The sequence below is a fragment of the Frankia sp. CcWB3 genome (genome assembly GCF_977927595.1).
This window is the reverse complement of the sequence record NZ_CDWRCK010000307.1, coordinates 1-4362: the sequence shown is the minus strand read 5'-3', so window position 1 is coordinate 4362 and position 4362 is coordinate 1. Positions and strand designations below refer to the sequence as shown.

At 68.2% G+C, this 4362-nt stretch carries 4 protein-coding genes; 3 read left to right on the top strand and 1 reads right to left on the bottom strand.

The genetic code is table 11. The features are described 5' to 3' along the window. The coding region (locus ACY5KJ_RS18065; RefSeq protein ID WP_462203915.1) for a thioesterase II family protein at positions 1–635 on the bottom strand (635 nt) is incomplete at its 3' end. Positions 636–1126: 491 nt separating this feature from the next. Here ACY5KJ_RS18065 and ACY5KJ_RS18060 point away from each other — a divergent pair. The 3 genes from ACY5KJ_RS18060 to ACY5KJ_RS18050 form a co-directional block, all read left to right on the top strand. Then, on the top strand, positions 1127–2377 hold the full coding sequence (locus tag ACY5KJ_RS18060) for an AfsA-related hotdog domain-containing protein (protein WP_462189162.1): 1251 nt from the start codon (positions 1127–1129) through the stop codon (positions 2375–2377). 66 nt (positions 2378–2443) lie between these two features. Next, entirely contained in the window at positions 2444–3478 is a 1035-nt protein-coding gene (locus tag ACY5KJ_RS18055; RefSeq protein WP_462203914.1) for an AfsR/SARP family transcriptional regulator, read from the top strand. Beyond that, the coding region (locus ACY5KJ_RS18050; RefSeq protein ID WP_462203913.1) for an NB-ARC domain-containing protein at positions 3402–4362 on the top strand (961 nt) is incomplete at its 3' end. The genes ACY5KJ_RS18055 and ACY5KJ_RS18050, both read left to right, overlap by 77 nt.

The following is a 4362-nucleotide window of genomic DNA, read 5'->3' as shown; positions in this document are numbered from 1 at the left end:
ACAGATCCAGAATTCCCATCGCCCTCACGGCGCGTGGACAGCAGCTGATCCGAAATCGCGTTGGCGACGTCCCGAGGGTGGGAATCGATGTACCGGTCGTCGCCGGGGAAGATGCGGATGTCGAATGCTCCGCTCGTGTGCTCCGACCACGCGTAGGCATCGCGGACGGTGGTCCGCTGATCGGCGTCCCCCGCCAGAACAGTAATCGGGCATCGCACGATGTCCAACGGCCCGCGTCCGTCGACGACGTCCTCGTCCGGCCCACCAGGCGTCAACGGCACAGCGGCGTCGCCCCGCCAACCGCGGGACGGGGCAGGACTGGCGGACGCGAACAGCCCGGCTAGCGGGATCTGGGAGGTCTCCAGCCGCCGGGCGACCTCGAACGCCAACCACGCTCCGGCGCGGTGGCCAAAAATAACCAGCAGGCAGTCCGCCCACTCGGCTGCCACCTCGCGGACCGCGGGCACCACCGTGCTTTCCACCTGGCCCGACCCCGGCCGGCCGGTCCAGGTGAAGCACTGGACCGCCGCTACGGCCACGGACGGCGCCAGCAGGTCGGCGATGGTGGCAAAGGTGCGCACCCGCTGGGCCGGGTACGGGAAGCAGATCAGGCCGGCGTTACGCTCCGCCCCCACGGAAAGCGGCGCACCGTCGCGGCGCCTTCGGCCGTCATGACCGACGATCCATATCGCGGGGAAGCGTCATCGGCGCCGTCATCAGTTACCCCTGGGATTCTCGAGGGCCGCGGGGAGGAGGATTACGTCCGTCACGGGTTCCTGGCGGGGCCGGCCACACCGTCATACGTCGCCCGTTGTCGTGATCCACCATGTGGCCAGATGAAAGTGGCTTTCCAGCCGGCGGGCCCACAGGTCGACGCCTGACCGTACGCCACGCCGGACGCCGGGTGGACGGAGTCTGCGCCGCCCGGCACCACGAGAAACCTACCTCAGGGCCCGGAACGAGAGCACCCCTATCCCGGATCGAAGACGTACCGGTCCGGTGGCCCGCCCAGGGCCACCGGACCCAGGTGTCGTTTTCGAGTAACCCCAGAGCCGGGAATCCACACTTAGGAGTCGAAATGAAATAACTTGCGCGTTTCGAACCTTCCACAGGCCTGTGACCTGCGATGATGCTCTCGATCACGTATTTGTTACTTCATTACGTCCCCTTAGGGGTGGTCGCGGGGAACCTCCCGTGTCATTCTGACGTAGCCTGCCGTGCCACCGAAAGGTTGGCATTTCGTGGGATCGACTGTGGGATCCCGGCCCCGCGACGGGTACTCAACACCCGACGCCGGGCCGTCACCCGTCGAGAATGCCAGGTCGCGATGGTCCGGAAGGCACACATGGCCGTTGACACACGAAGACGCTCGCCCGGGAAAGTTTCCATCCCGCTGCCACCGCAGCACCTCGTGCACCAGCCTGGAACCCCCGAGGGTTACGTTCTGGGTGGTGGGTACGGGGTCGAGCACAGCTTTATGCTTTCCACTGAGTTGCCCGACGCCCACCCGCTCTTCAACGACAGCCTCACCTCCCTTCATGATGTCCATTTCGTCACCGATGTGGTCCGCAGAACCATAAACTTCGTGGCCGGCCGGTACTTCGGCATCCCCGAGGACCGTCCGGCGGTCTCCACCTCCGCAACGATCAACGTAACCGACCTGGCGCCTTGGCGCCGCGGCTCCGGGACCACGCACGTCGTAGTGGACATGCGGGTCCGACCCGTGGACACGGCCGACGGCATTCCCGGCGCGCTGGAGACCTCCTGCACGGCGAGCATCGGCGGCCGGTCCTGCTACACGGTGCAGGCCCGGCTTGTCTTCCTGCCGCCCGACTTCTACCGCGACCAGCGTGCCCGGGGCCGTGCCGAGAGCCTGCGGGATAGGGTTGACGACCCCTATACGGCAAAGTTCACCGGCCCGCCCGCACCCCGGCAGGACGATGTGGTGTTCCCGGATGCGGTGCTGCCGGAGGCGGTCGGGCGGACGGACGCCCGCAATGTGGTCGTCGGGGAGCCTCATCTGATCGGCAGCAAGGGTCTGCGCCTGGAGATCAGGCCCGACTCGGACGACCCGGTCTTCTTCGACCACGGAGTCGACCACGTGCCCTGTGTGCTGCTCATCGAGGTCTCCCGCCAGGCGGCTGTGCTCGCGGCGGGCGAACTGCGCGGCTTCGCCGGAGCATTCTGCGCGATCACGCACTGGTCCGGAGGATTCCGCGGTTTCGCCGAGACCGACCTGCCGCTGCGGGTCACCGCCACCCCCGGTCCGACCACCCGCGACCCGCAGGGACGTCCATCGGTGACGGTCGGCGTCGATGTCGCCCAGGGACCGCGCCGCATCAGCAGCGTCACCATGGCCGTGCTACAGGGCTGCTGAACCTGCCCGAAGCCGTTGCGCAGAGGTCCAGTGCGGTGGACGCCGCACCAGCAAGGAGTGAACGCCATGCGGTTCCAAATTCTGGGTCCGGTAGGAATCGGTCCGCACACGCCGTCGGCAGCGAAACTCCGAGTCGTCCTCGCCACATTACTGACCCGGGCCAACGAGATCGTCTCGGCGGCGAGCTTGATCGACGAGCTGTGGGGCGACGACCCGCCCCGCACCGCCACGACAACCCTGCATGTCTATATCTCCCAGCTCCGCAAGATCCTGTCGATGGCCGAAGACACCGAAGGCGCGCGGGGTGCACAGGGAACTGACGCCGTCAAGGGAACCGAGAGCAGGATCGTCACCCGCCTACCCGGTTACCTCTTCCGGGTTCTCCCGGACGAACTGGATCTGACCCGTTTCGAATTGTTGTCCGCTCAGGGGGGCGCCGCGTATGACCAGCACGACTTCGGCGCCGCCACCCGGATTCTGCGCGAAGCTCTGGATCTGTGGAAGGGGCCCGCGCTCTGCGGCGTCGCCCAAGGCCCGTTGTTGCAGGCGGCCGTCGTCCACCTGACCGAGCGGTACATGAACGTCCTCGATCGGCGGGTCACCGCCGACCTGAAACTAGGCCGGCACCGGGAACTGTGCGGTGAGCTGATGACCCTGGCCCACGAACATCCCCTTCACGAGGGCCTGCACGCGCACCTCATGGTGCCCCTGTACCGGTCGGACCGGCAGTCCGACGCACTGCAGGTCTTCGAGCGCCTCCGGCGCCGTCTCGCCGAGAAGCTCGGTACGGACCCCGGACCCGCCCTGCAACACCTACACCAGCGCATCCTGCGCTTCGATCCAGGCCTACGCGCCGATCACGCTCCTGTCGCGCCCGACGCCCGGCCAGGACCGGTACTTCATCCGCCCCCGCCCGATACCCGCCTTCACCGGACGGGGCGAAAGCCTGACGGCGGCGGAGTCGATGCTGCGAGGCGCCGGCGGTACCGCATTCCCGTTGCTGGCCATCGTCGGCAAGGCCGGGGTGGGCAAGACCGCGCTCGCCATCCAGCTGGCGCACCGGACAACCGACCTCTTTCCCGACGGCTGCGTCCTGCTTAACCTGCGGGGAGCCGAAGGACGCCCGTTGGAACCATCCGAGGCGCTGCTACGTCTGCTGCGACGTCTCGACGCAGGCCCCGCCCGGGAAGCCTTGGACGCGGAGGAACCACTCTCGCGCCGCCGTCAGCCCTCCGCGGAGGATCTCGCCGATGCACTTCGACGGAAACTGTTCCGGCGGCGGTTGCTGTTGATCCTCGATGACGTGGTCTGCGAATCCCAGATCCGTCCGATCCTCACGTCGGCGTCAGGCACGGTGGTGCTGACCAGTCGCAGGATGCTCGCGATCCCCGGCCTTCACCGGATGACACTGGACGTTCTGCAGCCCGACGATGCCGAGTCGCTGCTGCTGGCCACGGGCGGCGACCGCGTCGCAGCGGACCGCCCCGCCCTGGCCCGTGTCGCCGAGCTGTGCGGCTACCTGCCCCTCGCGCTCTGCGTCGCGGGCGCGGGGCTGGCCAGCCGTCCCCACTGGTCGCCCGCGGCACTGGCGACACGTCTGGGCGACGAGCGGATCCGGCTGAACGTGCTCGCCATCGGCGACCTCGACGTGCGGGCGAGCCTCCTGGTGGGCTATCAGGAGGCCGCCCCGGCCGCGCAGCGGGCGTTCCGGCTACTCGGTCTCGCGCCCGCGCCCGACTTCGCGCTGTGGAGCGCGTCGGCTCTGCTCGGTGTGCCACCGGCCGAGGCCGAACAGGCCCTTGAGCAGCTGACGCACATCCACCTGCTGGGGGCACGGGCGTCCAGCGGTTCGAGCATCCGCTACGGGTTCCACGACCTGCTGCGGGTGATGGCCAGGGAGCTGCTCGCCACCGAGGACACCACCTCTGTGTGGGCCGCGACGGCACGCCTGTGCACCGCCGTACTAGGGCCTGTTTGGGAAGTTT